A 26,992-nucleotide genomic window follows, 5' to 3' on the forward strand; every position below is an offset into this window, starting at 1 on the left:
CGCGCCGCCCGCCGCGCCTGTCCTCCCTGACGCCGGTGTCGGTGTCCTCGCCACGGCGACCGTCCGTTGGACCGGCTGGCCCGGTCGATCCGACCGCATCTCCCGTCACCGCGCGGGGCGGCTTCCAAGCCGGGCTACGAGGGCGACGCGGCGGCATCGACTCGATTGAGGACTTCGGCCGCCGCGACCGTCAGCGGCATGCGCTCCTGCTCCACGCGGTGGAGCTCGTCCCGATCTCAATCGCTGCCCGCGAGGACCTTCGCCAGGCCTTGTCGGGTGTGCAGCCACTTCGCGTGCGTGCCCGTGGAGGCGCCTGTCGGAAGCGAACCGATGGTCTTCTCTCACGAGGGAATGGCGCAGCGAACCGGAGCCGAGGCCAGAAGGCCTCGGCTCCGATTTCGCGAAGGCGTGCAGCCTTTTCGCTGAAACCCCTCTGTCTGTTGGTGGAGCTGCGGGGAATCGAACCCCGGTCCTCGAGCGTCGAACCAGGTCTTCTCCGGGTGCAGTCCGCGATGTCGTTTTCTCAGCCCCGGGACTCGCACGGACACGTCCCCGACAGGCTCAGTCACGGAATAGTCCCGCTCACCCTCCGCGACACGGAGTGAGCAGCAAGTCTCCTAGATGACGCCAGGGTCCGGGACGGAGACGGATGCCCGGTCTGACGCTTCGATCACCGCTCAGGCGGCGAGAGCGAAGGAACTGCGCTTAGCGTTGGCAGTTATTGGTTTCCAGCGATCGTTTACGAGATGACGCTGGCTCCTCGACCCGCTTCCCCTGGAACTAACGTCCCAAGTCGAAACCGATCAGCCCCTCTTGAGTTGTGTCACCAGTCTACTGGTCCCAACAGGCGGCCGGCATCAGGGATTCCCACCGAGGCCCGCGCCGGCTCGACGGCCCACGCCACGCCCGGCCGCGATCCGTGGTCCCCGGAGCTCATCTGCGCCAGGTGAGGTTGCCGTCGAGGAACGTGTGCACGAAGCCGCAGGACTGGCAGATGGCTCCGTCGCCGGAGCGGTTGGCCCAGTCCAGGTCCATGAAGCTCATCCCGGTGGTGTTCATCTTCACCTCGCGGCGGGCGAACCGGACCCCGCCGCAGACCAGGCAGGAGAGCACCTTGCCGTTCCCCAGGACCACGTCTCCGTCGGGCTGGGCCGCACCGCCCCCACCCAGTCCTTCGAGCAGGGCCGGGTCGTCCCTCAGCTGGTCGTACTCCCTCGTCATGACGGGAGGTCTACCCCGTTCCGGGCCTCCTCGAACGGAGGCAGGTCCCCGGCGCTACGCGGCGGCCCCGAGGCGCACCAGGACGACCGGCTGGCCGGCCTCGGCGGGCGTGTCCGGCCAGCGCCGCAGGTACGCCGCGAGCACCGCGTCGTACTCCGGATCGTCGGGACCGAGGCACCGGGCGGACGCCGGCGCCCAGACGCCCTCGCGGAGCACCTCGACCGGGGTCGGCGCAGGGTTGAGGTTGCGCCACCAGGTCTTGTGCGAGGGTCGTCCCGGCACCACGGCGAGCCCGCCCGGCGCCACGGCGTACTGGACCGGGAGGCGGTACCGGCGTCCCGAGACGCGGCCGCGCACCTCGAGGCCGAGCAGGGCCCGCTGCAACCCCGTCGGTCGGTGCGAGACCAGCAACGCCAGCACCACCCGGCTCGCCGCCGACACTCCCGAGAGGGTCGGCAGGAACAGCCCGGACACGAGTCCGAGCGCAGCGCCGGCGGCCGCGCCGGTGACCGCGCCCACGAGGAGCACGGCTCCGGCCGGCCAGCCGGTGTCGGGAAGCGTGGCCCCGACGAAGATCAGGATCATCGCTACGGGCCAGGCCGCGGCGTTCGCCGCCACCCACCGGGTGGGGTGCCGCACGGCGCCCCGCAGGGCGTACGCCTGGACGGCACCGAGCACGGAGCCCAGCACCAGGCCCAGGGCGAGCGCCCCGAGGACGACCAGCAGCACGGGGGGCTGCTCGGCGTCGCCTCCTCCACCGAGGGTGGACGGCGCAGTGGCCGCGGCCCAGCCCAACCCGGCGACGACCACGGTCGCCACCAGGTAGCGCACTCGGGACAGCGCCGGCGCGACACGGGCGAGGACCGTGGCCTGGGCCAGACCCAGTGCCGTCCCCTCGACGAGTCCTCCGGCAACAACGACACCCAACGCCACAGGACCGCTCACCCCGTCGGCCAGCGTCGCCGCCCCTGCCGCAGCCGTCATCCCCACCATCTCGGCCGCCGTGCAGGCGGCGATCCAGAGGCGGTACGGCGTGGCCCGGTCGGAGCGGACGTCGGTCTCGAGCACGGCTCCAGTCCACTCCGGAGCGCCGTCACCCGGCAGGGCCGAAGGTCACCTCGGACCGGGGCCGAACAGCGCGGCGCCGTTCTCCCAGCAGACCCGGCGCAGCCAGTCGTCGCCGAGGTCGAGCCGGGCGAGCCCCTCGAGCTGGTGCGCGTAGGGGTACGGGATGGTCGGGAAGTCGCTGCCCAGCAGTACCCGGTGACCCAGGTCGCGCAGCCGCGGCACGAGCTGCGACGGGTAGGCCGGGAAGAAGTCGGTGAACACCATGGTGGTGTCGAGGTGGACCCGCTCGTGGCGGGCGGCCAGGTCGAGGAACTCCTCGCACTCCGGGGCGCCCATGTGGGCGATCAGCAGCGTGAGCCGCGGGAAGCGCCGCAGCAACCGCTCGGTCGAGCCCGGCCCGGTGAAGTCGTTGCCGACCGGGCCCGACCCGGCGTGCACCACCACCGGGGTCCCGGCGTCCTCGAGCGTGCCCCACACGCCGTCGAGGAGCGGATCGTCGAGGTGGAACTCCCCCACCTGCAGGTGCACCTTGAACACCTCCACGCCGGCGCGGACCAGCTCCTTGACGTACGCCGCCGCCGACTCCTCGGGATAGAACGTCGCCGACCACAGGGACTCCGGCACGTCGCGGGCGAAGCCCGCCGCCCACTCGTTGAGGTACGCCGCGACGCCGGGCTTGTGCGCGTACGGCAGGGTCGGGAACCGGCGTACCCCCATCGCGCGCAGGATCTCCACGCGCTCCGCGTGGTCCTGGCGGTACCGGATCGGCCACTCGCGCCCGATCTTGGGGCCGGCGGCGTCGAACTGGGCGTACACCGCGCGCTGGATGTTCGGGGGCAGGAAGTGCACGTGCGCGTCGAACAGGCCGGGCAGGCCCAGGGCCTGCCAGAACGCCCGCACGGCGGGGACGTCGGGATCAGTCACCCATGCCCTTGAGCCGGCGGCCCACGGCCTGCTGGGTCTCCCGGTCGGCCTGTCGCTCGGCCAGGGCATGCCGCTTGTCCCACGACTTCTTGCCCTTGGCGAGCGCGATCTCGACCTTGGCCCGGCCGTCCTTGAAGTACAGCGCGAGCGGGACGACCGTCAGGCCCTTCTCGTTGACGCGCCGTTCGATCTTGTCGATCTCCTCGCGGTTGAGCAGCAGCTTGCGCTTGCGCCGGGCCGAGTGGTTGGTCCAGGTGCCCTGGGTGTACTCCGGGATGTGCACGCCGTGCAGCCAGGCCTCGTGGCCGTCGATGTCGACGAACCCGTCCACCAGGGACGCGCGGCCCTGGCGCAGCGACTTCACCTCGGTGCCCTGGAGGACCAGGCCGGCCTCGTAGGTGTCCTCGATGTGGTACTCGTGCCGCGCCTTCTTGTTCTGCGCGATGAGCTTGCGCCCCTGCTCCCTGGCCATCCCACCATTCTCTCAGCGACGCGCAACCTCGTTGAATCGGGACTTCCGGTCACTCGACGGTCAGGGGAGCCAGTTCATGGGGTCGACGGCGGTGCCGTTCACGAGGATGGTGAAGTGCAGGTGGCAGCCGGTGGACCAGCCGGTCGAGCCGACGTACCCGACGACCTCGCCCTGACCGACGTGGGCGCCGACGCCGACGCGGTACGACGTGGCGTGGTTGTAGACGGCCGTGACGTTCTTGCCGTTGATCTGGCCGAGGCTCAGGTAGAGCCGGTTGCCGTAGACGTCCGACCAGTAGCGCGCGATCACGGTGCCGCCGGCGACCGCGCGCATCGGCTCGCCGCAGGAGACGCCGAAGTCGGTGCCGTCGTGCAGGCCCCAGTAGTGGTAGATCGGGTGGATCCGGTAGCCGAACGGCGAGGTGATGGCACCCGGGACGGGCCGGATGAACAGCCCGTTGGTCGGGCCGGTGTAGCCGCCCCTGGAGCGGCGCGCGGCGGCCAGGATCAGCTGCCTGACGTGGTTCTCGCGGCGCTTGGCCTCCTGCAGGTCCTGGAGGTCGGCCCGCCGGGCGGTGACCGCGGCGGCTCGGGCGTCCCGGCGGGACACGACCAGTCCCACGACCTTGTTCTTCGCGTCGCGGGCCTCCTGCTGGAGCCGCTCCATGGTGACCAGGTGGTCCGCGGCGGCCTGGCGCTGCACCTCGACGTCGTCGCGGGCGGTCTGGACCTGGTTCTCCCGCACCTGGAGGAGCACCTCGGCGGCGTGCAGGTCGTCGTACGCCATCGACTCACGACCCACGATGGCGTCGTTGAGCGCCTCCTGGCGGGTCAGGTCGGTGGTCGACTGCGACTTCAGCAGGCTCATGAACGCGAGCAGCTGCGGGTCGCCCTGCTCGTAGATGTCGGTGACCGTGTCGGTCAGCTTCGCGCGCTGGTCGGTGAGCGCGGCCTGCCCGGCCGCGAGGTCGCCCTCGGCCTCGGCCAGCTTCGCCTCGGCGGCGTCCAGCCGGTCCTGCATCTCCTGGTCGCGGAGCTCGGCGGCCTGCAGGCGGGTGCTGGCGGAGCGGTACTCCGCCCGGGCCGCGGACAGCTCGCGCACCGCCTTGTCCACGGCGGCCTGCGCCGTCCGCAGCCGGCTGCTGGACTCGTCGAGGTCCTGCCGCGCGTGCTTGACCTGGCTCTGCGCCTGCTGCTGCCGGTGCTTGAGGTCCTTCGGGTCGGCGTGCGCGAGCGGTACGGCGAGCGCACCCGCCGCCAGCGAGCAGGCCACGGTGGCCGCCGCAAGGCGAGGGCGTGCGGTACGGGGGAAGAGACGCACCGGTCTGCCTTCGTGTTCGGGGAAGTGAACGCGTCGACGGTAACCCGTGCGGGTCAGACTTTGAGGTATTTGCGCGTCAGCACGAGTGTCGGGAGCAGGGTCAGCACCGGGCCCAGGATCGCCACCACGATCGCGGCGACCCAGAACTCGTCCAGGCCGATCCAGGGGATGAAGCCGACCAGGTCCTCCAGTCGGCCGCGCACGCCGAACCACATGAACGCCGCCAGCGCCCCGACGGCGACCACCACGGAGATCGCCGCGGTCACGAGCGCCTCCATCAGGAACGGCAGCGTGATGTAGAGCGACGAGGCGCCCACCAGGCGCATGATGCCGATCTCCCGGCGCCGCGCGAACGCCGCCAGCCGGATGGTGTTGGCCACCAGGAGCAGCGCCGCGACGACCAGGAAGCCCGCGATGAGCAGCGCGCCCTTCTGCATCACGTCGAGCCCCTGGAGGACGGGCCCGACGACCTGGCGCTGGTCGCGGACGTTGCTGACGCCGTCCAGCCCGACGATCGCGCTCTCGATGCCCTGGTACTGGTCCGGGTCCTTGAGCGTGATCCAGACCGACTCCGGCATGTCCTCGGCCGTGGCGGCCGGGTTCGGGCCCTCGAACCTGTCCGCGCCGAGGAGGTCCTTGATCTTCGCGAAGGCCTCCTCCTTGCTCTCGAAGCGGTAGCTGTCGACCTCGGGGCTCTCGTCGACGACCTTGGCGATCCGCTCCTTCTGCGCGTCGGTGACCTCGCTGGTGCACGCGGGGTTGTCGTCCCGTGCCTTGCAGAGGAAGGCGGTGATCTGGAGCTCGGAGCCCCATTGCTCAGCGGCCTTGTCGGCCTGGGTGTTCAGCAGGACGCCGAGGCCGACGAGGGTCAGCGACACGAACAGTGTGAGGATCACCGCGAGGTGCATCGACAGGTTGCGGCGCAGGCCCTGGCCGAGCTCGGAGAAGACGTAGCGAAGCTGCATGAGAGGTGAGAGTCCTTGGTGTCGGCTGCGTCGCGGATCAGTGCTGGAAGCCGTAGATGCCCTGGGCCTGGTCGCGCACGACCCGGCCGTCGTCGAGCTCGATCACGCGCTTGCGCATCTGGTCGACGATCCCGGCGTCGTGGGTGGCCATCAGGACGGTGGTGCCGGTCCGGTTGATCCGGTCCAGCAGCTTCATGATCCCGACCGACGTGGTCGGGTCCAGGTTGCCGGTCGGCTCGTCGGCGATCAGGATCATCGGCCGGTTCACGAACGCCCGGGCGATCGCGACGCGCTGCTGCTCGCCACCGGACAGCTCGTCGGGCATCCGGTCGCCCTTGCCGTCGAGGCCGACCAGCTCGAGGGTCTCCGGCACGACCTCGGTGATCTCCGACCGGGACCGGCCGATCACCTGGAGCGCGAAGGCGACGTTCTCGCTGACGGTCTTGTTCGGCAGTAGCCGGAAGTCCTGGAACACCGTGCCGATCTGGCGGCGCAGCCGGGGCACCTTCCAGCTCGCGAGCCGGTTGATCTCCTTGCCGGCGACGTAGACGCGGCCGGTCGTGGGGCGGTACTCGCGCAGCACCAGCCGGAGGAACGTCGACTTGCCGGACCCCGACGAGCCGACGAGGAAGACGAACTCGCCCTTCTCGATGTCGACCGTCACCTGGTCCAGCGCGTTGTGCGCCTGGCCGGGGTAGGTCTTGACGACCTTCTCGAAGCGGATCACGGGAGTCGAGCGTAGACGAGGCACCTGAGAGATCCGGCAGGGCAGCCCCTAGGTTGGGGGGCATGTCCCGCGCCGCCGTCGCCGTCGTCGCCGTCGCGCTCGCGCTCAGCGCGTGCTCCGGGGGCGGCTCCGAGCCCGCCGCGCGGCCGTCGACGGTGGCGCCGACCCCGCTCTCGGAGCTCGCGACCGGCACGTTGACCGCCGCCCGCGCCGACTTCTGCTCGCAGGTCGCCCCGACCGCCGTCGAGGACGCGCTCGGCACCGAGCCGGACGCGACCGACGCCTGGGCGAACGGCGACCGCGCGCAGCTCGCCGAGGGCGTGACCGACGTCGCCCACGAGTACGGCTGCCGCTGGCGCGCGTCCGACGGTACGACGGCGCAGGGCTGGGTCTTCGCGCCGCCGGTGACGCCGGGTCAGGCCGAGCGACTCCGGCACGCGGCGACCGCGGCGGACGGCTGCCGGGCCGTCCCGGACGCGCCGCCGTTCGGCAGCCGGTCGGTCGCGGTGCGCTGCGACGACGGCACCACGTCGTACCACGGGCTGTTCGGCGACGCCTGGCTCTCCTGCTCGCTGACCGCGTCGGGACCCGACGCCCTGGACCGCGCCGGGCGCTGGTGCGTCACGGTCGCGCAGGCGGCGACTGCCTGAGATTCGTCTCACGATCCGCGCGGCGGGCTCGTCGGCCTCCACCTTTTGTGTATTAATTGGGTCGACTTAATCGCCTAATCGGAAGGCACACCCATGCAGCACTCCGCTCATCCCCCTCGACGGGGGCCCTTCACGGTCATCACCGCCGTCCTCGTCGCCCTGGCCGCGGCGTTCGCCCTCGCCGCCTGCAGCTCCGAGGAGAAGGGCCCGCACCTGGCGCTGACCGCGGCCGTGCCCGACCAGGTGCCCGACGGCACGGTGCTGCGGATCGGTGATCCCGCCACGCAGGTCGCGCTCGAGCAGTCCGGCCTGATCGACGACCTCGACGTCGACGTCGAGTGGGCCAACATCAGCGGCGGCCCGAAGACGCTCGAGGCGTTCCGCGCGAACGCGCTCGACGCGGGCGCGGTCGCCGACATCCCGCCGCTGTTCGCGCAGTGGACCGGCACCGACGTCAAGATCATCGCCGCCCGCGAGACCGTCGACCCGCTCGACCACCCGACGTACGAGCTCGGCGTGGCGCCCGGGGTCTCGGTGAAGGACCTCTCGGACCTGGCCGGCAAGAAGATCGCCTACAGCCCGGGCCAGGCCCAGGGGGCGCTGGTGCTCCGCACACTGGAGAAGGCCGGGCTCGACGAGAGCGACGTCGACCTGGTGGAGATGACCAGCGTCGACGACTCCTTCGTCAACGCCCTCGCGTCCGGACAGGTCGACGTCGCCCCGCTCGGCCAGGCGCTGGTCAAGACCTACCTCGCCAAGTACCAGCGTGACGGCGCGACGACCATCCCCACCGGGATCCGCGACGACGCCTGGACGCTCTACACGCCCACCTCGGTGCTCGAGGACGCCAACAAGGCCGCGGCGCTGAAGAAGTACGTCGCGATCTGGGCCGAGGCGCAGGACTGGATCAACGAGCACCCCGACGAGTTCGCACAGGCCTACTACGTCGACCACGAGGGCCTCTCCCCCGAGGACGCGAAGTACGTCGTGGACGCCCTCGGCAAGTTCAAGGTCCCGACCAGCTGGGACGGCTTCATCCAGCGCGAGAAGCAGACCGCGGACCTGCTGGCCGAGAAGCAGGACCACGACCCGCTCGACGTGCCGGCGCTCTTCGACCGGCGCTACGAGAAGGCGATCGCGGAGGCGCTGTCGTGACCACCGTCCAGGAACGCGCCACGGTGGCGCCCCGGCGCGGGGACCGGGTCGACGAGCGCGTCGTACGCCGTCGGCTCGGCCCCGGCAAGCGGATCCCCTTCGGCTTCTGGATCGGGCCGGTCCTGCTGGTCGGGCTCTGGGCGCTCGCCTCGGCGACCGGCGCCCTCGACCCCCGCACGATGTCGGAGCCGTGGACGGTCGTGTCGACCGCCCGCGACCTGATCGAGAGCGGCCGCCTCCAGGAGAACCTGGTGACGTCCGCGGTCCGGGCCGGCCTCGGCCTCGCCCTCGGCGTGGCCGCCGGGACCGCCCTCGCGGTGGTCTCCGGACTGTCCCGGGTCGGCGAGTCCGTGGTGGACGGACCGGTGCAGATCAAGCGGTCGATCCCGAGCCTGGCGCTGATCCCCCTGCTGATCCTGTGGCTCGGGATCGGCGAGGAGATGAAGGTGATCACGATCGCCCTCGGCGTCGCCGTGCCGATCTACATCCACACCCACAACGGGCTGCGCACCATCGAGCACAAGTACGGCGAGCTGGCGGAGACGATCGGCATCGGGCGGACCGCGTTCGTCCGGGCCGTCGTGCTCCCCGGCGCGATGCCCGGCTTCCTGCTGGGCCTCCGGTTCGCGGTCAACGCGGCCCTGCTGTCGCTGGTCGTGGTGGAGCAGCTCAACGCCACGAGCGGGATCGGCCACATGATCACGCTCGCGTCGAACTACGGGCAGACCGACGTCATCGTCGTCGGCCTGGTCGTGTACGCCGCCCTCGGCCTGCTGGCCGACGGAGCGGTCCGGATCATCGAGAGGAAGGCACTGACATGGCGACGCACGCTGGAGGGCTGAGCACCGGAACCAGTGCGGTCCGGGTCCGGGACCTGCACCGCAGCTTCAACAAGGCGGGGGGCGTGCTCAACGGCCTCGACCTGGACATCGCCCGCGGCGAGTTCGTCGCGCTGATCGGGCGCAGCGGCAGCGGCAAGAGCACGCTGCTCCGCGCCATGGCCGGCCTGGACCGCGACGTCGCCGGCCACGGGTCGGTGCGGGTGCCCCGGCAGGTGTCGGTGGTCTTCCAGGACAGCCGGCTGCTGCCCTGGCGGCGGGTGCTCGAGAACGTCACCTTCGGGATGCGCGGCCGGGCCGCGGCCGAGAAGGGCCGCCAGGCGCTGGCCGAGGTCGGCCTCGAGGGCCGCGAGCGAGCCTGGCCGCACGAGCTCTCCGGCGGCGAGCAGCAACGCGCGGCGCTCGCCCGGTCGCTGGTGCGCGAGCCGGAGCTGCTGCTGGCCGACGAGCCGTTCGGTGCCCTCGACGCGCTGACCCGGATCCGGATGCACGTGCTGCTCCGGCGGCTCTGCGAGGCCCACCGGCCCGCCGTCCTGCTGGTCACCCACGACGTCGACGAGGCGATCGTGCTGGCCGACCGGGTGATCGTCCTCGACGACGGCGTGGTCCGGTCCGACATCCGGATCGACCTGACCGGCCGCCGGTCGCAGGCGGACCCGAGGTTCGCCGCGCTCCGCACCCGGCTCCTGGCCGAGCTCGGTGTCGAGGACGACCACGACACCTCCCTCGCCGAGACCTACGGGAAGAAGGCAGCCTCGTGACCCTCCACCTCAACCTCTTCATCTATCCCGGCGGCCACCACGAGGCCGCCTGGCGCTACGCCGGCTCGGAGCCCGAGCGCGTCATGCACCTCTCCTACTACGCCGAGCTGGCGCAGCGGGCCGAGGCCGCGAAGTTCGACGCGATCTTCTTCGCCGACGGCCCCTCGCTGATGGAGAACGTCCAGTACGCCGCCCGGGTGAAGCCCGAGCCGCTCACGCTCCTGTCGGCGATCGGCGCGGTGACCGAGCGGATCGGCCTGATCGGCACCGCGTCCACGACGTACTCCCAGCCCTACAACCTGGCCCGGCAGTGGGCCTCCGTCGACCACCTCTCCGGTGGCCGGGCGGGCTGGAACATCGTCACCACGGGTGCGCCGAACGCGGCGCAGAACTTCGGGCTCGCCGAGCACCCGGTGCACGCCGAGCGGTACGCCCGCGCGGACGAGTACCTCGACGTCGTCACCAAGCTGTTCGACAGCTGGGAGGACGAGGCGCTGGTCGCGGACCCCGCGAGCGGCCTGTACGCCGACCCGGACCGCGTGCACCGGGTCGACCACACCGGCCGGTTCTTCTCGGTCGCCGGACCGCTCAACCTGCCCCGGTCGCCCCAGGGGCGGCCGGTGTACGTGCAGGCGGGGTCGTCCGACGACGGCCGCGGCTTCGCGGCCCGGTGGGCCGAGGCGATCTTCACCGCGCACCAGACCCTCGGCAGCGCGCAGGAGTTCTACGCCGACATCAAGGACCGGGCGGCGCGCCTGGGCCGCGACCCGGGCGGCGTGAAGGTGCTCCCGGGGATCAGCCCGATCCTCGGCTCCAGCCAGCGGGAGGCCGACGAGCTCGAGGAACGGCTCAACGAGCTGACGCAGCCGGCGTACGGCCTCGGGCAGCTGCACCGGCTGACCGGAGTCGACCTGTCGTCCTACGACCTCGACGCGCCGTTCCCGCGCGAGGTGCTGGACACCGGCGGCGAGCGCAGCGAGGCAAGCCGGTTCCAGCTGGTCGTCGACATCATCCAGCGGGAGAAGCCCACGCTCCGCCAGGTCCTGCACCGGCTGGCCGGCGCGCGCGGCCACCGGGTCGTCGCCGGCACGCCGGAGCTGGTCGCCGACCAGATCCAGCTGTGGCACGAGTCCGGGGCGGCGGACGGCTTCAACGTGATGCCGCCGTACCTCCCGGGCGGGTTCGACGACTTCGTCGACCACGTCGTCCCGATCCTGCGGCAGCGCGGCCTGTTCCGCACCGAGTACGCCGGCACCACGCTGCGCGAGCACTACGGGCTCGACCGCCCCGCCAGCCAGTACACCCACCCCCTCGAGGAGACCGCATGAGCCAGTACCGCCTGCTCGGCACCACCGGCGTCCACGTCAGCCCGCTGACGCTCGGCGCGATGATGTTCGGCGCCTGGGGCAACCCGGACCACGACGACAGCATCCGGATCATCCGGCGCGCGCTCGACGCCGGCATCAACGTCATCGACACCGCGGACGTCTACGCGCGCGGCGAGTCGGAGGAGATCGTCGGCGCCGCGATCAAGGGACGCCGCGACGAGGTCGTGCTCGCGACCAAGTTCCACGGCGCGATGTCCGACGACGACCCGAACCAGGGCGGCAGCTCACGCCGCTGGATCATCCGCGAGGTCGAGCACTCGCTGCGACGCCTCGGCACCGACCACATCGACCTGTACCAGGTGCACCGGCCGCACCCCGAGATCGACATCGACGACACCCTGTCGGCACTGTCGGACCTCGTGCACGCCGGCAAGATCCGGTACGTCGGCACCTCGACCTTCCTGCCCTCGCAGCTCGTCGAGGCCCAGTGGGTCGCCGAGCGGCGCAACCGGGAGCGCCCGGTGACCGAGCAGCCGCCGTACTCGATCCTCGCCCGCGAGGTGGAGCGCGACGTGCTGCCGACCGCCCAGAAGCACGGCATCGGCATCCTGCCGTGGAGCCCGCTCGCGGGCGGCTGGCTGTCGGGGCGCTACCGCCGCGGCGAGGAGCACGTCACGTCCTCGCGCCAGCAGCGGCAGCCCGCGCGGCACGACCCGTCGCTGCCGGAGAACCGCGCCAAGCTCGAGGCGGTGCATGCGCTCCAGGACCTCGCCGACGAGGCCGGGCTGTCGCTGATCCACCTCGCGCTGGCGTTCGTGCTCGAGCACCCGGCGGTGTCGTCGGCGATCATCGGCCCGCGCACGATGGAGCAGCTCGAGTCCCAGCTCGGCGTCGAGAAGGTCTCGCTGTCGCAGGACGTCCTGGACCGCATCGACGAGATCGTCGCGCCGGGGACGACGATCAACGAGGCGGACCGCGGCTACGCGCCTCCCGCGCTCACCGACGCCCGGCTGCGGCGCGGCGGCTTCAGCCGCTGACCTGCTCCGTCGGTGCGGCCCCTGGCTCGTGCCGGACCGGGCAGCCGGCCCGGCCCGGCACGGGCCACGTGCCGAGCTTCTCGATGTCGTAGCCGTCGGGGTAGCTGCGGATCTGCGGCAGGTCCTCGACCAGCTTCGGCTCCCGGCGCGCCGGGAACGCCCGGAGCAGCAGGCCGCGGGCCCGCAGCGCTCCGCGCGAGACCGCGACGACCGGCCGCGGCGGCGTCCGGTAGCCGAACGCCGCGCGCAGCGGCGGGTCCATGAGCGACCGGCTGAACACGCCCATCACCGGGCGCGCGATCCGCGGCTGGAAGCCGACCATCAGCGCGAGCGTCGCGTCGGCGACCCGGCGGCCGCCCGCGTCGTACGCGAAGTGCTCGGCCTCGTAGGAGTCCATGAGCTGCTCGAACCCGGCGTACGTCTCGGGGATGTCCTTGATGCCCATGTGCCGGCCCAGGACGCGGTAGTACTGCACGCTCGCCTCGACCTCGTTCGGCGTCAGCGGCCGCTTGCCGTAGTCGTCGAGCCAGCGCTTCGGCACGACGACGAACGTGCTCAGCACGTAGCGGAGCTCGTGGTTCGGGATGTCGTAGGCGCGGTGCATCGCGTTGATCCGACGGATGGCGGCCTTCGCGTCCGGGTCCTCGAACCCCAGCCGGGTCGGCGGCTCGAGCAGCAGCGCGGTGTCGTCGTACCGCTTCTGCGTGCGCGCGGTGAACTCGCCGGTCCGGTCGAGCAACCCGCCGATGCCGGGCACGGCGTAGGTGCGGAACAGCGCGAAGCCGAGCGCCTGGTTCATGTCCCACGGGAACTCGTGGCCGACGACCTTCGCGTAGATCTCGACGAAGTCGCGCTGCGGGTCGAGCCGGTCGTTGTACCGCTTCCAGTGGTCGCGCCTCATCCCCGCAACCTACCCGGGGAACGGGTCGTCCGCCTGAGGGCGGCGTATAGGGGTGCGAGAAGCGGACGACCCGCGACGCGCTAGTTCTGGGCGGCCTTCTCGGCGCCGCGGCGCCACCGGATGCCCGCCTCGATGAAGTCGTCGAGGTCGCCGTCGAAGACCGCCTGCGGGTTGCCGACCTCGTAGCCGGTGCGCAGGTCCTTGACCATCTGGTACGGGTTCAGCACGTAGTTGCGCATCTGGTCGCCCCAGGCCGCGGCGACGTCGCCCTTGAGGTCCTTCTTGAGCGCGGCCTCCTCGGCCTTCTTCTTCGCGAGCAGCTTCGCCTTGAGGACGACCATCGCCGAGGCCTTGTTCTGCAGCTGCGACTTCTCGTTCTGGCAGCTGACCACGATGCCGGTCGGGATGTGGGTCAGGCGTACGGCGGAGTCGGTGGTGTTGACCGACTGGCCACCGGGACCGCCCGAGCGGAACACGTCGGTGCGGATCTCGTTCTCGTCGATCTCGATCTCGTCGGTCTGCTCGAGCACCGGCACGACCTCGACGGCGGCGAACGACGTCTGGCGGCGGCCCTGGTTGTCGAACGGGCTGATCCGCACCAGTCGGTGGGTCCCCGCCTCGACCGACAGCGTGCCGTAGGCGTACGGCGCGTGGATCGCGAACTCGGCCGACTTGATGCCGGCCTCCTCGGCGTAGGAGACGTCGAAGACCTCGACGGGGTACTTGTGCTGCTCGGCCCAGCGCGTGTACATCCGCATCAGCATCTCGGCGAAGTCCGCCGCGTCGACACCGCCGGCCCCGGAGCGGATGGTCACGATCGCCTCGCGGGCGTCGTACTCACCGGCCAGCAGCGTGCGGACCTCGAGGGCCTCGACGGACTTGTGCAGGCGGCGCAGCTCGGCCTCGGCCTCGGCGATCGCGTCGGCGTCGCCCTCCTCCTGCGCCATCTCGACCATGATCGCCAGGTCGTCGACGCGCCCGTTGAGGGCGCTGAAGCGGTCGACCTCGCCCTGGAGGGCCGAGAGCCGGCCGGTCACCCGGGTGGCGTTGGCCTGGTCGTCCCAGAGGTCGGGCGCGGCGACCTGCTCACCGAGGTCGGCGATCTCGGCGCGCATCGCGTCGAGGTCCAGCACCTGCTCGATGGTGTGCATGGTCGCCTGGAGCTGCTTGATCTCTGCGTCGAAGTCCGGTCCTGCCACAAGGAGCAAGGTTACGGGCTCGCGGTGACGCGACCTACTCGGCAGCGGCGGTGACAGGCAGCGCGAGCTCGGCCCAGACCCGCTTGCCGCCGGTGTCCGCGGACTCCATGCCCCACGACGCCGCCAGCGCGTCGACCAGGTGCAGGCCGCGGCCGTGCTCCTCGGTGTCGGTGAGGGGCTGCGGCTCGGGCGTGCCCGCGCCGGTGTCGTCGACCTCGATCCGCAACGCCATCGGCGTGGCGGACAGCCGGATGCGGTACGACGAGTGCGCGTGGGTCAGCGCGTTCGCGGCGAGCTCGCTGACCACCAGCAGCGCGTCGTCCAGCGGCCCGGTGATGCCCCACACCAGGAACTGCTGCTTCACGAACCTCCGCGCCTCGGCGACGCTGCTCAGGTCGTCGGGCAGGTCGATGACGGCCTCGAGTCCCGTGGTCCTCCCGACCGACTCCAGCAGGTCGACGAGGTACCCGAGGTCGGAGTCCTTGAGCACGAATCCCTCGGAGTGCGCCCGGATCCACGCCCGGTCGGGGGTCTCCAGCCCGGAGAACACCACGACCTTGGAGTCGGGCGCGTGCTCACGCACCCGGCTGAGCACCTCGCGCCCGGCGATGTCGGGCAGGCCGAGGTCCAGCACGACGACGTCGGGACGCAGCTGCTGGGCCAGTCGGACGGCTTCTGCACCGTCCGCAGCCTCGCCCACGACCTCGAACCCGCCTCGGAAGCGGAGGGAGGTGCGGACCAGCCGGCGTACCTCAACGACGTCGTCCACGAGGAGGACGCGGATGGGCACGGCGGAAGCCTATTCGTTCTCGGCCGCGAGCGGCAGCGACACCACGAACCGACCGCTTCCAGCGGCACCCTCCACGGGCGGGCGGTACCACGCGTCGCCGCCGTGGGAGCGGGCCAGCTGGCGCACGATGAAGAGTCCCAGACCGGTGCCGCCGCGGGAGGCGCCGGTGGCGAAGCGGTCGAACAGCCGCTCCCGCATCTCCTCCGGTACGCCGCTGCCGGCGTCGCCCACCTCGACCTCGACGGAGTCACCGGCCCGGCGCACCGCGACCGTGACCGGCGGGGTGCCGTGGCGCAGGGCGTTGGAGACCAGGTTGTCCAGCACCTGGGCGAGCCGGTCGGCGTCGCCATCGATGACCAGGCCGGCCTCGCCGGTCACCACGAGCTCCTTGTCGGGGTGGATGCGCTGGGCGGTCGCGACTGCCGTCTCGGCGACGCCGAGCACGTCCACCCGGTCCATGGCCAGGTCCAGCGCGCTGGACTGGAGCCGCGAGGCGGTCAGCAGGTCGGTGAGCAGCCGGCGCAGCCGGGTCGCGCTGCTGGCCATGCCGTCGAGCAGCTCGTCGCGCTCGACGTCGTCGAGGTCCGACCAGTGTGCCCGCAGCGTCTCCGCGGTGCCGGCGAGCACGCCGACCGGGGTCCGCAGCTCGTGGGCGGTGACCGCGAGGAAGTGCGCCTGGTCCTCGGCCGCCCGCTGCAGCTGGGCGAGCATCTCGCGGCGCTCGGTGTTGTCGCGGGTGACCTTCGCGAAGCCGACGTGGCGGCCGTCCTGGTCGTGCACGGCGGTGATCAGCACGTTCGCCCAGAACTGGGTGCCGTCCTTGCGGACCCGCCAGCCCTCCTCCTCGTAGTGGCCGTCGCGCAGGGCGATCTCGAGCTCGCGCTCGGGGTGCCCGGACGCGGCGACCTCCGCCGGGTAGAAGGTGCGGAAGTGGCGGCCGATGATCTCGTCGTCGACGTAGCCCTTGATCCGCTGGGCCCCGGCGTTCCAGCTCTCGACGCGCCCCTCGGGCGAGAGCATGAAGATCGCGTAGTCCTGGACGTTCTCGACCAGGAGCCGGAACCGGACCTCGCTCTGCCGCAGCTGCTCCTCCGCCGCACGCTGCGCGGTCACGTCCTGGACCTGGAGGAACAGGTAGAGCGGCCGGCCCGCGCTGTCGAGCACCGGCGCGAGCGTCGCGACGACCTGGCGCCGGCCCTCGGGGACGGCCACGTCGTGCTCGACCTGCACCACCCGGCTGGTGCCGTCCAGGATCTCCTGCAGCACGACCGCCAGCCGGCCCGCGGCGGCGCCGGCGACCTCGGCGTACGGCGTGCCGACCAGCGCGTCGACCGGTCGGCGGAGCAGCTCGGCCAGGGCGCCGTTGGCGCGCACGATCTGGCCGGCGAGCGTCACCGTCGCCATGCCGATCGCGGCGTCCTCGAAGACCTCGCGGAACCGCTCGAGGTGCTCGCGGAGCACGGCCGCCTCGGCGTCCTCGTCGAGCTCCTCCTGCTCGAGGACGGGTCCCAGCGGCTCGGCGGGCGCGTTCAGCACCGCGACCAGCTCGTCGGCGAGGGTGTCCAGCGAGCTGGACTTCTCGAGGAACACCGACGCCCCGAGCTCGAGCGCCCGGTGGGCGAGGCCCTGCTCCTGGAAGCCGCTGTACATGACGACGCGGGTGCCGGGCGAGACGCCGAGCACGCGGGGCAGCGCCTCGAGGCCGTCCATCACGGGCATCGAGACGTCGAGGAGCATCAGGTCGGGCCGGTGCTCGCGAGCGAGCTCCACGGCCTCGGCGCCGTTGGCGGCCTCCCCGACCACGGTCAGCTTGCGGGAGAGGCGGAGGCGGGTACGCACCAGCGACCGCACCTCGGCGGCGTCATCGACGATCGCGATCGTCGGGAGCGCGTGCTCCCGAGCTCCCTCTCCCCCGGACACGAGGGTGACCGTACCCACTTTCTGCAGAATCTTGCACCGCAGAAAGGTGAGGCAACGTTCCGCCACGGAACGTCCGAATACCTGAGAACGTCGTGCTCATGATCATCGAGGTCCACACCACCTCCGCGCTGCGGAGGCACCGCGCCCGCATCGCGGGTGCGGTGGCGTGCGTGGCGATGGTCGCCGCGACGCTGTACTCGGTCGCCGAGCTGGCGCACGCGAGCGAGGTCGGCCCGCAGCAGGCGCCGTACTCGGACCCGATCCCGCGCTGACCGGGGGGCTGACCGGCTCAGCGCCGGCCGAAGACCTGCGCGGCGTACCAGACGCCGTTGTCGCCCCGCCGCGCCCCGGCCCCGAGGAGCCGGAAGTCCGGGTCCAGGATGTTCGCGCGGTGGTCGGGTGAGTGCATCCAGCCGAGGTTGACCACGGCCACGCCGAGGTCGAAGCCGTAGGCGACGTTCTCCCCCGCCTTGTGCAGGTGGCAGCGGGACAGCACCCGGCCGAGGTCCTGGTGGAACATCCGCTCCTGGTCCGCCATCCGGCGGGCCTGGCGCTCGGCGAAGCGCTGCACGCACGCCTGGTGCCGGAACGCCGACCGGTCGTGGACCGCCCGCTGGTGGTTGGTGGCCGAGAAGATGCCGCGCTGGTACTGGCCGCTGGTGGTGGCCTGCGCGGGCGCGAGGCAGAGACCCGCAGCCACGGTGATGCCGGCGAGCAGGGCGACGACGCCGGAGCGCCGAGTGGTGGTCATCTTCCCCTCCGAGAACATGGGCTAGACCGTCCGGTCGAGTTCCACGGTAAGGGCCGCGCCCGGATTTTGTCTTGCCTACGGTCGGGTCCATGTCCCCCCGACGCTCCATCGCCGTCGTACCCGCCGTGCTCGCGCTCGCGCTGAGCGTCTCCGGTGCGAACGCGCTCCGGCCGGCCGAGCACGCCTCGGCGAGCGCGCCGGTGGACACGCCGTCGTTCGCGGACCTGCCGGACACCGCGGTCGTCGCGAACGGCCCGGTCGAGCAGGTCGTGCTGAGCGGGGACCGCGTCTACGTGCGGGGCAGCTTCGACAGGATCGGCCGCTACTCGGGACCGGGCCGGATCCTGGACACGGGCACCGGGGCGGACCGCCCGGCGCCGGCGCTCCCGGACGGCCAGGTGTCGGTCACGGTCCCGGACGGCGACGGCGGCTGGTACGTCGGCGGCGACTTCGGCATGGACGTCTACGGCCCCGGTGACGGCGGGCTGGCGCACGTGCGCGCCGACGGGACCCTGGACCCGGAGTTCGACGCGACCACCGACGGCCTCGTCAGCGCGCTGGCGCTCGACGGCGACACGCTCTACGTGGGCGGCCAGTTCAGCCACGTCGGCGAGTCGACCCGGCAGAACGTCGGCGCGGTGTCGGCGACCGACGGCTCGACCCTGCCGTTCCGGGCCGACCAGACCGAGCGGGTCACCGAGCTCGCGACCGGCACCGGTCGCGTGTACGTCGGCACCGACCACGTCGCCGCCGTCGACCCGGTCACCGGGGCCGCGGTCGCCGGCTTCACCTCGCCCGTCGAGGGCGACGTGACCGCGCTGGCGCTCGGCGGCGGCCGGCTCTACGTCGGCACCACCCGGCTGGTCGCGGCCGACCCGGTCACCGGCGCGAAGGACCTGGGCTTCGACGTGTCGATCGCGGGCGCCTCCGGCGGGCACGTGCACACGCTGCTCTACACCGGCGACACGCTGTACGCCGGCACCGACGCCGACGCCGTCGACGGGCGGCCGGGCCGGCTGGTGGCGCTGGACCCGGCGACCGGCGCCGCGGATCCGGGCTTCGACCCGGAGGTCACCGGCGGCACCGCGACGTTCGGCGCGCCCGGGGGCGTCTTCGACCTCGCGCTGGCCGGCGACCACCTGTGGGTCGGTGGCGCCTTCGACCACGCGGGCGGCGAGCCGGCCGGCGACCTGGCCGTGCTCGACCCGGCCACCGGCGCGGCGGCCGGCGTCGACGTCCCGTCGTTCGACCATCAGGTCAACGCGGTCGACGTCAGCGGGGACGCGGCGTACGTCGGCGGGCACTTCTACCTCCAGGACCCTGCGCACACGAAGTCGATCGCCGCGCTGGACGCGACCACGCTCGAGCCCGTGCCCGGCTTCCGCGTGACGAAGGAGACCTACGGGGGCGACCTCGTCGCGGCGCCGAACGCGATCTACGCCGCGCCGACGCACTTCTACGGCTACTACCCGCGTGCGCAGCACCCGCCGTACTTCTCGGCGGGCTGGGACACGATCCGGGCCTACGACCCGGACACCGGCGCCGTCGACGCCGCCCGCACGCACGCCCGGGTCAGGAACCTGACCGGCATCACGACGCTCGGCGACGAGCTGGTCGTGGCCCAGCGGCTCAGCAACGACGTGAAGTTCCCGCGCAACCGGATCACGGTGTACGCGCCGAACGGCAGGAAGGACCGCTCGTTCCTGGTGCCGCTGCGCGGCTACATCTCCTACCTGACCACCGTGGACGGCGACCTGCTCGCGGTCGGCAGCTTCAAGCGCTCGACGCCCGAGGGCTTCCCGCGGGACGCCGCGATGGTCCGCTTCCGAGCCAGGGACGGCCTCCGGCGCACCTACTTCGACCCGAAGATCGACGGCCCGGTGTACGACGCCGCCGTCCAGGGCCACACGATCTTCGCCAGCGGCCTGTTCCACCAGGTCTTCCAGGGCCTGGACTTCGCGAGCCCCGGCCTGACCAAGCTGTTCGCCCGCTCCGGCAAGAGCGAGGAGTTCCAGCCCGCGTCGTTCGAGTCGAACCGGGTGCTGCTGCGGCTCTCCGCCGTCGGCGACCAGCTGTGGGTGGGTTGGCCCCGCAACAAGTTCCTCGACTCCAGCACCGGTGCGGTCCTCCCCGACCCGACCGGCGGCCGCGCCGACGAGATCAGCTCGGTGGTCAGGACCCGCGCCGGCCTCGACTTCAGCACCATCCAGTACGGCGTCAACATCGGCGGCAGCTCCTGGAACATCATGGGCTACGTCGGCCGCACCGAGGACTGACTCAACGTTGGGGGACCACGATGGCGGAGCCGGTGGCGCCGATGCTCGCCGTACCGGGTGACCCGGGGACGGTGAGCGGGAGGTCGAGGGGCGCGGCGACGTGCACGGTGACCGTGGAGGTCGCGGGGTCGACGTCGACGGTGAACGAGAGGCCGGGGTACTTCGCGTACGCACCCGAGGACGCGAGGTAGTCGTGCACCGACGAGCGCACCGCGGCCGCGGTGACGTCGAGCCGGTCGCGCGGCACGCCGCTCGTGTAGACCTCGCGGCCGGTGGCGCCGAGGTCCGCGCCGCGGAGGGCGGCGCCGTCGGCGACGGTGTCGAGCCCCTGGCGCTGGAGGTACGCCGCCGACGCATCGACGACGAGCGCGACGGCCATCGCCAGCACGAACGCGAGGCCGACGATCAGGACCGTCGCCTGGCCGTCCTCACCGTGCCCGCGGTCACGGCGCCGCACGGTCGATCTCCTGGAACTGGCCGATCGGCACCGTGTGCGTCGCGTCCAGCGCGAAGCTCGGCGCGTGCCCGCCGAGGAAGCTGGGCAGCAGCGGCAGGTCGACCCGCGACGCGACCCGGACGGTGATCACCGACGTACCGCTGTGGCAGTCGTGGGGGTACGGCGTGCAGGTGATCGTCACGGAGACGGGGACGCCGCGGACGCCCTGGTCCTCGAGCGCCTGGCGGGCGGCGGCGTTGGCGCGGGCGCGACCCTCGGGGTCGGTCGGGGCGAGCGCGTAGGCGCGGCCGGCCGCGCGGGCGGCGCCGCTGACGCCGAAGGCCCCACGCTGCACGTCGAACACCGACACCACGATCCAGAGCAGGGGGACGAGCAGCAGGATGCCGAGCCACGACAGCTCGACCAGCGCGCTCCCCTGCTCACCGCGCTCCCTCACGGCCGCTGCTCCTCCACGGCGTGCCCGGTGACGGTGAACGAGATGCCCGGGCCACCGATGCCGAGCGCGGGCACGGTCGCGTGCACGACGACCTCGACGCCGGGCGCCCCCTCGACCGTGGCCGGCCGCGCCGACACGTCCTGGGCGAACCGGCCCGAGATCGCGCCGTCGATCTGCCGGCGGGTGCGCGACGCGCCGTCGGCCGGCCCGCGGTCCAGGGTCGCGGCGTACCGCGCCCCCTCGGACGCCGCCGACGCCAGGGTGTTGCGCACCAGGAGCACCAGCGCGACCTGGAGGACGCCCAGGAAGACCGGCACCAGCACGACGAGGACCAGCACGAAGTCCACGACGGCGGAGCCACGCTCCCCGCGCGGCCGGGTCACTACTTCACCTGGGCCAGTGCGTTGTTCAGCATCGACTGGAGCTGCGGCTTCGCGACGGCGGTGATGGCGACGACCAGCCCGGCGGTCATCACCGTGATCATCACCCACCCGGGTACGTCGCCGCGCTCGTCACGCACCCGGCGTGCGGTCAGGGCGAGGTAGATCCTCGTGAGCGTCATCGAGATGTGTTCCATTGCTCTCCTCCTCAAGGAGTCGTCAGGTGCAGACCGATGACGCCGGGCCAGAAGGCGAACAGGACGGTCACGGGCAGGACGAGGAACACGACCGGCACCATCATGAACACCTCCTTCCGCGCCGCGGTCTCGATCAGCTCGCGCCGCCCGGCCTCCCGGACGTCGGCGGCCTGGGCGTGCAGCACGTCGGCCAGCGGGGTGCCGCGTTCGACGGCCACCGCGATGCCCTGGGCGAACCGCGCCACGAGAGGCAGTCCGGTCACCGCGGCCATCCGGTCGAACGCGGACCCCACCGGCTCGCCGGTGCGGACCGCGGCGAGCACGCGGGCCAGGTCCGTGGACAGCTCGCCGCCGCTCCGGCGTACGACGCGGTCGAGCGCCGCCACCGGGCTCTCCCCCGCCGCCACGCTGAGCGCGAGCAGCTCGGCGACAGCCGGGAACTCCGCGAGGATGCGGCGCTCGCGGTTCCGCACCTGGCTGGTCAGGTGGGTGTCCCGCGCGAGCACGCCCGAGACGAAGGCGATCGCACAGACCACGAGCCAGGTCGGTCCCGATCCCGGCTCCGTGAGCATCCGGAGCACACCGACCGCGGCGGCGACCGCGAACGCCGCCACGCCCCAGAGCACCTGCTCGACCCGGAACTCGTGCACGCTCTTGTCGATGTCGGCACGCTCGAGCCGGCGGCGTACCGACGCCGCACCACCCAGGATCCGCTCGACGGCGTCGGCGGCCGAGCGCAGCAGCGGCCCGAACACGCCCGCGGTGGCGGAGGTCGGCGGCAGCAGCGGGGTCCGCCCGACCTGCGGCAGGTCGCGGACGTAGGGCAGCACGCGGACGGCGAGCTGCGGCCGCCGGATCACGCGCACCCGCGCGACCACGAGGAGCACCCCGCCAGCGAACATCGCGCCGAGCACGGCACCCCACCACGCCGGAGTCACGACAGGATCCGGCGCTCGACGGGCAGCCGCCCGATCCGCATCATCAGCCGGTACGCAACCACGCACGCAACCGCGCCGACCGTGAGGACGGCGACGCCCGCGGGCGAGGCGTACCGGTGGATGACCTCGGACTGGAACGACATGAACAGCAGCACCAGCCACGGCGAGGCGACCGCGAGGCGGGCGCCGTTCACCGTCCAGGCCTGGCGGGCCTCGAGCTCCGACCGGGTCCGGGCGTCGTCGCGCAGGTACGCCGAGAGGTTGCGCAGCAGCCGTCCGAGCTCGCCGCCGCCGACCTCGCGCGCGACCCGCAGCCCTTCCACCACGCGATCGCCGACCGGATCGGCGAGCCGGGCCTTGAGCCGGTCCAGGCACTCCCCGAACCGGCCGGTCACCTGGTAGTCGAGCGCGAACTCGTCGAACGCCTCCCGCAACGGCTCCGGCCCACGAGAGCCGAGCGCGGACAGCGCGTCGGGCAGCGACATCCCGGCGCGCACCGCGGACACCAGGTTGTCGACCGCCTCCGGCCACACCTCGGCGAGCTCGCGCTGGCGGCGCCGGGCCCGGCCGGAGACGACCGCGACCGGCAGCCACGCGCCCATCAGCCCGAAGGCGACCGCGACCGGCGGCGTCCCCGAGACGACCTGCAGCACCAGCGTGGTCGCGATCCCGCAGACCAGGCAGAGGGCGACGAACCCGGTCACCGAGACCTGCCCGAGCCCGGCCCGCGCGAGCAGCTCCGCCGCGCGTCCCGACGTACGCGACGCCCCGGGGGACGAGCGGGGCAGGAAGAACGCGCTCCAGACGAGCATCAGCCCGATGCCGACGCCGAGTCCGACGAGCGCGCCCACCTCAGTGCTCCCCGACCAGGATCCGGTGGACGTCGATCCCGATGCGGTCGTACCGCTCCGGGTGCGGCGGACGGCCACCCGTGCAGCGCAGCTCGCCGCCGCGACGCTCGAAGACCGTCTCGGTCTCGATCACGTCGTTCTCGACCCTGCCGGGCACCCCGATCACCTCGTTGACCCGGCGTACCCCGTGCTCGTCGATGCCCAGGTGGACCACCAGGTCGACGCTGGCCGCGACCGTGGGTACGACGAAGCGCGCCGAGATGTTCTCGCCGGCCAGCAGCGGGAGGGTGCACATCTTGACCAGCGCCTCGCGGGCGGAGTTCGCGTGGATGGTGCACATGCCGGGCAGGCCGGCGTTCAGCGCGAGCAGCAGGTCGAGGCACTCCTCGGCGCGGACCTCCCCGACGATGATCCGGCTGGGCCGCATCCGCAGGCTCTCCTTGACCAGCTCGCGCAGGCGGATCTCACCGGTGCCCTCGAGCCCGGACTGCCGGGTCTGCAGCGCGACCCAGTCCGGGTGCGGGAAGCGGAGCTCGAAGACCTCCTCAGCGGAGACGACCCGCTCGCCGCCCGGGATCGCCGCAGCCAGGCAGTTGAGGGCGGTGGTCTTGCCGGCCTGGGTGCCTCCGGCGACCAGGATGTTGAGGCCGGCGCGGACCGAGGCCTCCAGGAACGCCGCCGCCTGCGCGGACATCGAGCCCAGCTCGACCAGGTCGCGCAGCCGCGCCGCGCGGAGCACGAACTTGCGGATGTTCACCGCTGAGAAGCCGCGGCTGATGCCCTCGAGCACGACGTGCAGCCGGTGGCCCTCGGGCAGCATCGCGTCCACGAACGGCCGGCTCAGGTCGATGCGCCGGCCGCTGGACTTCAGCATCCGCTCGACCAGCTCCTGCACCTGCGCGGTCGTCAGCACCAGGTTCGTCAGCTCGTGCCGGCCGTTGCGGGCGATGAACACCCGGCTCGGGTCGTTGATCCAGACCTCCTCGACCGCCGGGTCGTCGAGGAACGGCTGCAGCGGGCCGAAGCCGGAGACCCGCGCGACCAGCTCGCCGACCATCGAGTCGACGTCGGGCACCGGGGCGACCTGGCCGGTGAGGCTGCGGTCGTCGTGGGCGCGTACGACGCCCTCCGCGATCCGTCGTACGACGGCGGAGTCGCGCTGGGGGTCGACGGCCTCGCGGCGCACCAGCTCGCGGACGTGCTGGTCGAGCTGCTCGACCAGCTGATCGTGTTGCGTCAACGACATGCGGATCCCCCGAGACGGAACCAGTGCTCGTCAGTCTGTCCGAGCGACGCCCAACCGAAACCGGGCAGTCACCCGCTGTGGACAACGAGCGGGCCGGCGGGACGTCATCCGCGCCGTGCGCGCAGGTGTCGACGAGCCGGTCCGACCTGGTACGGCTGCCGGCGCTACCCGTCGGCCTCCCGCAGCCGCTCGACCTCCGCCATCGCCGCCGCGGCCGCCTCCACCTGGACCCGCAGCGCGGCCAGCACGACCTCCGGCGGCCGGTCCTGGCCCGGGGCCTGGGCGAGCACGCCCGAGCAGGTCGCGCACGTGTTGCAGGTCGCGCAGGTCGCACACGTCGCGCAGCCGCCGCCGGTCCCGCAGGTGCCGCACGTCCCGCAGGTGCCGCAGTCGGCCGCGACCGTCCAGTCCGCCACGTCCTGGCCGGGGCGGAGCACGATCTCCACCTCGGACAGGTCGATGTCCAGCGGGTCGGCCCGAACGGCCTCCACCATCGCCACGCTGAGCTCGTGCCGCAGCGTGTTCTGCAGGCGCCGCTGTTCGCGGGCCGGCAGGCGGTCGGCCCGAACGTGACGCCGGTCTTCGCTCAGCCTCTCTCCTCCAGCTTCCGCGACACCGACGACAGCTGCTGGGTGACCCGCTCCAGGCCCTGCTGCAGGTTGCGTACGTCGACCTGCGGCTGGCTCGCCTCGAGGCCCAGGTCGCGGGCGACCCCGAGCGGGATGTCGACCGCCGCGGACGCCGTGCCACAGGTGCTGCAGGTGCTGCACGTGCCGCAGGTGCTGCAGGTGCTGCACTCGGCGACGGCGTCCCAGTCACCCACCTCCTGCCCCGGGCGGAGCACGATGTCGATCTGGCTCAGGTCCACCTCCGGCGGGTCGGCTCGGACCGCCCGCACCATCTGCTCGGCCAGCTCCTGGCGGAGCACGTTGCGCAACCGCTCCTGCTCCGCCGCCGGGAGCTCGCTGGCCCTGGCCTTGCGGTAGCCGCCCTCTTCTCGTTCCTTCGCCACGTCGCTCCTCCTCATCTCGGGTCGTGCTGGGTCGGTCGTGCTGGGTCGGTCGTGCCGCTCAGGTCGTCGGGGCGAGCTCGCGGTGCGCGGCGTGGAGCGCCGCGCCCACGTCGAAGTCCTCCGGGCAGGCCCGGACGCACCGTCCGCACCCGGTGCACGCGGAGCCGAGGACGTCGAGCCCGGCGTACTTGTAGGAGGCGGTGCCCCGCATGCCGTAGTCGACCGCCTGCTCGAGGAGGCGGAAGATCTGGGGGATCTCGATGTCCTCCGGGCACGCCCCGATGCAGTCCCCGCAGCGGGTGCAGGGACTGGTGCTCATCTCGGCGACGCGACGTCGCCAGCCGACGGCCGTCTCCTCGGTCTCCTGCCCGCTCGTCGCGGCCGCGACGTTGCGCTCGAGCTCGTCGGTGCTCGCCATCCCGACGACCGCGGTGGTCACGCCGGGCACCAGCGTGGCGTAGCGCACCGCCCCGCCGATCTCGTCCCGTCCGGTCTCGGGGTCGGCGAGGAAGTCCAGCTTCGTGGCACCGTGGTGGAGCTCGCCGCCGGCGAGGACCTTCATCACCACGACACCCACCCCGTGCGCGCGGGCCGCGGGCAGCAGGCGCGTCGTGTAGGAGTCGATGGAGGAGCCGATGACGGTCTCGCGGCCGATGACGTTGAGCGGGAACATCACCACGTCGAAGGTCTCCTCCTCGATGGCGCGCAGGATGAGCTCGGTGTCGGCGTGGAAGGAGGCGCCCGAGGCGCGGACGATCCCGGCCTGCTTCGCCGCTGCCGCGACGTCGGCGAACCCGCCGAGGTCACGGCACATCTCGTACTCCTCGACCGTGCGGACCATGTGCGTCATCCACACGTCGACGCGGTCCCGGTCGAGCGTCCGCAGCGAGGTCTGGAGATCGCGCAGCACGTGCTGCCCGCCGCGCGCCCCGGTCTTGGTGGTCACGACCATCTGGTCACGCACCCGTGGCGGCAGGTGGGCGATCACGTCCTCGCCGTTCACGTAGGAACGCGCCGTGTCGTAGTACGTGATCCCGAGACCAGCAGCACGCTCGACCAAGGGCGCCCAGTCCCGCGCCCCGCCGTGCCGGAAGGGGCTGCTCCCCAGGCCCAGGCAGGACACGCGGAGGCCGGTGCTCCCGAGATCGCGGTCCGCGACCAGCCCGGCCAC

General features: G+C 72.4%; 30 protein-coding genes and 1 other RNA gene. 8 read left to right on the forward strand and 23 right to left on the reverse strand.

What is annotated here, in order from left to right:
- Nucleotides 1–441: 441 nt before the first annotated feature.
- The 8 genes from ssrA to ftsE all read right to left on the reverse strand — a co-directional run bounded on the left by ssrA (nt 442) and on the right by ftsE (nt 6,697).
- Nucleotides 442–811: a transfer-messenger RNA gene (gene ssrA, locus N538_RS28155) on the reverse strand.
- A 122-nt stretch (nt 812–933) separates the two neighbouring features.
- Complete coding sequence (locus N538_RS26725; RefSeq protein ID WP_051549526.1) at nt 934–1,221, reverse strand: hypothetical protein; 288 nt, start codon at nt 1,219–1,221, stop codon at nt 934–936.
- 54 nt (nt 1,222–1,275) lie between these two features.
- A complete protein-coding gene (locus N538_RS27700) occupies nt 1,276–2,289 on the reverse strand; it encodes a nitroreductase/quinone reductase family protein (protein WP_051549527.1) in 1,014 nt (337 codons plus the stop codon).
- A gap of 45 nt (nt 2,290–2,334) precedes the next feature.
- Complete coding sequence (locus tag N538_RS0121525; RefSeq protein WP_028639001.1) at nt 2,335–3,213, reverse strand: amidohydrolase family protein; 879 nt, start codon at nt 3,211–3,213, stop codon at nt 2,335–2,337.
- Entirely contained in the window at nt 3,206–3,685 is a 480-nt protein-coding gene (gene smpB, locus N538_RS0121530) for an SsrA-binding protein SmpB (RefSeq protein WP_028639002.1), read from the reverse strand. The genes N538_RS0121525 and smpB overlap by 8 nt, the downstream gene beginning before the upstream one ends.
- Nucleotides 3,686–3,745: 60 nt before the next feature.
- The gene (locus tag N538_RS27705; RefSeq protein ID WP_028639003.1) at nt 3,746–4,957 is read right to left on the reverse strand and encodes a M23 family metallopeptidase; all 1,212 of its coding nucleotides are present in this window, start codon (nt 4,955–4,957) and stop codon (nt 3,746–3,748) included.
- A 101-nt stretch (nt 4,958–5,058) separates the two neighbouring features.
- Nucleotides 5,059–5,970 carry a permease-like cell division protein FtsX gene (gene ftsX / locus N538_RS0121540; protein ID WP_028639004.1) on the reverse strand — a complete coding sequence of 304 codons (912 nt, stop codon included), beginning with the start codon at nt 5,968–5,970 and terminating at the stop codon, nt 5,059–5,061.
- A gap of 37 nt (nt 5,971–6,007) precedes the next feature.
- The gene (gene ftsE, locus N538_RS0121545; RefSeq protein ID WP_028639005.1) at nt 6,008–6,697 is read right to left on the reverse strand and encodes a cell division ATP-binding protein FtsE; all 690 of its coding nucleotides are present in this window, start codon (nt 6,695–6,697) and stop codon (nt 6,008–6,010) included.
- Between the two features lie 62 nt (nt 6,698–6,759).
- Here ftsE and N538_RS0121550 point away from each other — a divergent pair, with 62 nt between their 5' ends.
- From N538_RS0121550 to N538_RS0121575, 6 genes are all read left to right on the forward strand, one after another.
- A complete protein-coding gene (locus N538_RS0121550) occupies nt 6,760–7,347 on the forward strand; it encodes a hypothetical protein (protein ID WP_028639006.1) in 588 nt (195 codons plus the stop codon).
- Nucleotides 7,348–7,440: 93 nt separating this feature from the next.
- Nucleotides 7,441–8,502, forward strand: a complete 1,062-nt coding sequence (locus tag N538_RS0121555; protein WP_028639007.1) for an ABC transporter substrate-binding protein — start codon at nt 7,441–7,443, stop codon at nt 8,500–8,502.
- Entirely contained in the window at nt 8,499–9,344 is an 846-nt protein-coding gene (locus tag N538_RS0121560; RefSeq protein ID WP_081790647.1) for an ABC transporter permease, read from the forward strand. The genes N538_RS0121555 and N538_RS0121560 overlap by 4 nt, the downstream gene beginning before the upstream one ends.
- Entirely contained in the window at nt 9,320–10,102 is a 783-nt protein-coding gene (locus tag N538_RS0121565; protein WP_028639009.1) for an ABC transporter ATP-binding protein, read from the forward strand. The genes N538_RS0121560 and N538_RS0121565 overlap by 25 nt, the downstream gene beginning before the upstream one ends.
- Entirely contained in the window at nt 10,099–11,430 is a 1,332-nt protein-coding gene (locus tag N538_RS0121570) for an LLM class flavin-dependent oxidoreductase (protein ID WP_028639010.1), read from the forward strand. Before N538_RS0121565 ends, N538_RS0121570 begins: the two co-directional genes overlap by 4 nt.
- Nucleotides 11,427–12,467, forward strand: a complete 1,041-nt coding sequence (locus tag N538_RS0121575; protein ID WP_028639011.1) for an aldo/keto reductase — start codon at nt 11,427–11,429, stop codon at nt 12,465–12,467. The genes N538_RS0121570 and N538_RS0121575 overlap by 4 nt, the downstream gene beginning before the upstream one ends.
- Here N538_RS0121575 and N538_RS26740 read toward each other — a convergent pair.
- The 4 genes from N538_RS26740 to N538_RS0121600 all read right to left on the reverse strand — a co-directional run bounded on the left by N538_RS26740 (nt 12,457) and on the right by N538_RS0121600 (nt 17,277).
- On the reverse strand, nt 12,457–13,368 hold the full coding sequence (locus N538_RS26740) for an oxygenase MpaB family protein (RefSeq protein WP_036571723.1): 912 nt from the start codon (nt 13,366–13,368) through the stop codon (nt 12,457–12,459). The genes N538_RS0121575 and N538_RS26740 overlap by 11 nt on opposite strands.
- Before the next feature lie 80 nt (nt 13,369–13,448).
- The gene (gene prfB, locus N538_RS0121585; RefSeq protein WP_028639012.1) at nt 13,449–14,567 is read right to left on the reverse strand and encodes a peptide chain release factor 2; all 1,119 of its coding nucleotides are present in this window, start codon (nt 14,565–14,567) and stop codon (nt 13,449–13,451) included.
- 34 nt (nt 14,568–14,601) lie between these two features.
- Nucleotides 14,602–15,357, reverse strand: coding sequence for a response regulator (locus N538_RS26745; protein WP_036571724.1), 756 nt, complete (start codon nt 15,355–15,357; stop codon nt 14,602–14,604).
- 9 nt (nt 15,358–15,366) lie between these two features.
- On the reverse strand, nt 15,367–17,277 hold the full coding sequence (locus tag N538_RS0121600) for a PAS domain S-box protein (protein WP_155992376.1): 1,911 nt from the start codon (nt 17,275–17,277) through the stop codon (nt 15,367–15,369).
- 98 nt (nt 17,278–17,375) lie between these two features.
- Here N538_RS0121600 and N538_RS0121605 point away from each other — a divergent pair, with 98 nt between their 5' ends.
- Complete coding sequence (locus tag N538_RS0121605; RefSeq protein WP_155992378.1) at nt 17,376–17,549, forward strand: hypothetical protein; 174 nt, start codon at nt 17,376–17,378, stop codon at nt 17,547–17,549.
- A gap of 17 nt (nt 17,550–17,566) precedes the next feature.
- Here the strand turns inward: N538_RS0121605 and N538_RS27710 are convergent, their stop codons facing one another.
- Entirely contained in the window at nt 17,567–18,028 is a 462-nt protein-coding gene (locus N538_RS27710) for a CAP domain-containing protein (protein ID WP_197025427.1), read from the reverse strand.
- 89 nt (nt 18,029–18,117) lie between these two features.
- On the opposite strand from N538_RS27710, the gene N538_RS0121615 reads away from it, so the two are divergent.
- A complete protein-coding gene (locus N538_RS0121615) occupies nt 18,118–20,304 on the forward strand; it encodes a hypothetical protein (protein WP_028639015.1) in 2,187 nt (728 codons plus the stop codon).
- 1 nt (nt 20,305) lies between these two features.
- On the opposite strand, the gene N538_RS0121620 is transcribed toward N538_RS0121615, so the two are convergent.
- The 10 genes from N538_RS0121620 to N538_RS0121665 all read right to left on the reverse strand — a co-directional run bounded on the left by N538_RS0121620 (nt 20,306) and on the right by N538_RS0121665 (nt 26,992).
- Complete coding sequence (locus N538_RS0121620; protein ID WP_028639016.1) at nt 20,306–20,761, reverse strand: Tad domain-containing protein; 456 nt, start codon at nt 20,759–20,761, stop codon at nt 20,306–20,308.
- The gene (locus tag N538_RS0121625; RefSeq protein WP_028639017.1) at nt 20,748–21,197 is read right to left on the reverse strand and encodes a hypothetical protein; all 450 of its coding nucleotides are present in this window, start codon (nt 21,195–21,197) and stop codon (nt 20,748–20,750) included. The genes N538_RS0121620 and N538_RS0121625 overlap by 14 nt, the downstream gene beginning before the upstream one ends.
- The gene (locus N538_RS0121630; RefSeq protein ID WP_028639018.1) at nt 21,194–21,580 is read right to left on the reverse strand and encodes a TadE/TadG family type IV pilus assembly protein; all 387 of its coding nucleotides are present in this window, start codon (nt 21,578–21,580) and stop codon (nt 21,194–21,196) included. Before N538_RS0121630 ends, N538_RS0121625 begins: the two co-directional genes overlap by 4 nt.
- A complete protein-coding gene (locus N538_RS0121635; protein WP_028639019.1) occupies nt 21,580–21,774 on the reverse strand; it encodes a hypothetical protein in 195 nt (64 codons plus the stop codon). Before N538_RS0121635 ends, N538_RS0121630 begins: the two co-directional genes overlap by 1 nt.
- A gap of 11 nt (nt 21,775–21,785) precedes the next feature.
- Entirely contained in the window at nt 21,786–22,712 is a 927-nt protein-coding gene (locus N538_RS0121640) for a type II secretion system F family protein (protein ID WP_028639020.1), read from the reverse strand.
- Nucleotides 22,709–23,563: a type II secretion system F family protein gene (locus tag N538_RS0121645; RefSeq protein WP_028639021.1), complete on the reverse strand. Its 855-nt coding sequence runs from the start codon at nt 23,561–23,563 to the stop codon at nt 22,709–22,711. The genes N538_RS0121640 and N538_RS0121645 overlap by 4 nt, the downstream gene beginning before the upstream one ends.
- Before the next feature lies 1 nt (nt 23,564).
- Complete coding sequence (locus N538_RS0121650) at nt 23,565–24,809, reverse strand: CpaF family protein (RefSeq protein ID WP_036571726.1); 1,245 nt, start codon at nt 24,807–24,809, stop codon at nt 23,565–23,567.
- Between the two features lie 164 nt (nt 24,810–24,973).
- On the reverse strand, nt 24,974–25,309 hold the full coding sequence (locus N538_RS0121655; RefSeq protein WP_028639023.1) for a hypothetical protein: 336 nt from the start codon (nt 25,307–25,309) through the stop codon (nt 24,974–24,976).
- Nucleotides 25,310–25,395: 86 nt separating this feature from the next.
- Nucleotides 25,396–25,821 (reverse strand): hypothetical protein, encoded by a 426-nt coding sequence (locus tag N538_RS0121660; protein ID WP_028639024.1) that lies wholly within the window; start codon nt 25,819–25,821, stop codon nt 25,396–25,398.
- Nucleotides 25,822–25,879: 58 nt separating this feature from the next.
- The gene (locus N538_RS0121665; RefSeq protein ID WP_028639025.1) at nt 25,880–26,992 is read right to left on the reverse strand and encodes an aldo/keto reductase; all 1,113 of its coding nucleotides are present in this window, start codon (nt 26,990–26,992) and stop codon (nt 25,880–25,882) included.

This window comes from Nocardioides sp. URHA0032 (assembly GCF_000620645.1).
In the GTDB taxonomy this organism is placed as follows: domain Bacteria; phylum Actinomycetota; class Actinomycetes; order Propionibacteriales; family Nocardioidaceae; genus Nocardioides.